Below are 1,250 nucleotides of genomic sequence, written 5' to 3'. Positions count from 1 at the left end.
CAATAACAACGTCCATAATATTAATATGGATAGGGCTTTTATTCTCCACTACCAACTGGCTACCTTGCTTATGCCATTTGACTTTTGCAATAGCTTTTTCTGGAATTAAGTTGATGCCGGCTGGACGCCAGAATAATTTGATTCTTGTTTTAATGGCAATTTCCAGCGTACTGGTATCTTTTTTATCACTTGATGGCGGAATATTTTTAACATTCAACCAGAAAACAGACTCCCGGTCTGTTGGTAATTCACCGGCGATTTTCACAATACGCAGCACTTTTTCCTGTCCAGGTTCCAGACGAGAGACCGGTGGGATTGCCGTAAAAGGTGGTTTGCTTTTATCGTCTTTATTAAACGGATCAACCCACACCTGGATAAGATAAGGTAATGTCGTTTCTTTATTATAAATAGAGATAGTGGTATCAGGCGCGTTACCTGGGAAAATAACGCGGGTTCCCCCTACCACAATCCCGGCAAAAGATTGCATGGTATAAAAAAGCACAACTATAGAAAAAACAAATTTAATTAGCCGTGTCATCATATATTTAATCATCCCAGAAAAGAGCAAAAAGACGCCCGCGACTCCAGACAAAAGAGTGCCTTAATGACAGGCGTCATTTAATTAATAAAACAAATCAACAGAATTGATGTTTGTATTATTTCACGTATTCAATTGTGAACTGAGAATCCGCGTTAGCGGTACCTGCGGTGACTGTAGCGCTGGTTGCGATATAACGCGCAATAAACTTCATTGAAGCTGTACCCGCAGTCGCATCAATATTGCTATACGCAGAATCTTTGTACAGCTGAACCTGAGAGTTATCAGCACGGTTATAGATACGGATTGCTACGCCGGTAGCGGTTGTCGCGGTACCAGTGCCAGTGAAATCGCCAGGCGCAGAAGCGGTAGCCGGAGTACCTACAGCCAGGTCGCCATTGCCATCAGAAGCTTCGGTGCCATCAAAACGAACGGCCGCTTTTGTATATGTTGCCGGGCATTTTTCCAGATCGATATGGAATTCTGTTGGCGCTGCAGTGCTGCCAACCCCACTAAATGCGGTGCGGTTAACTTTACCCAGATCAACGTTCTGATCGGCAGTATCAGCAGTGACTTCACAGGTGCTATCAATGACTTCACCACGGAAATGCACGGTGCCATCAGATGCGAGAACATTACCAGCGAATACGGTAGAAGACAGAACCAAAGCGCCTGCAATTAAATTAAGTTTCATTACAACCCCATTAATAAT

2 protein-coding genes are annotated in these 1,250 nt (G+C 43.6%); both read right to left on the bottom strand.

Annotation, left to right across the window (positions count from 1 at the left end; all coding sequences use genetic code 11):
• Positions 1 to 541, bottom strand: a 541-nt coding sequence (locus NNN71_RS24610; protein WP_442910532.1) for a fimbria/pilus periplasmic chaperone, incomplete at its 3' end; no start/stop codon positions are given.
• A gap of 115 nt (positions 542 to 656) precedes the next feature.
• On the bottom strand, positions 657 to 1,232 hold the full coding sequence (locus tag NNN71_RS24605; protein WP_271459582.1) for a chaperone-usher fimbrial major subunit: 576 nt from the start codon (positions 1,230 to 1,232) through the stop codon (positions 657 to 659).
• Positions 1,233 to 1,250 lie beyond the last annotated feature (18 nt).

The sequence above is a fragment of the Kluyvera sp. Awk 3 genome (assembly GCF_028069715.1).
GTDB lineage: Bacteria > Pseudomonadota > Gammaproteobacteria > Enterobacterales > Enterobacteriaceae > Kluyvera > Kluyvera georgiana_A.
This window is presented reverse-complemented; position numbering and strand designations above follow the sequence as displayed.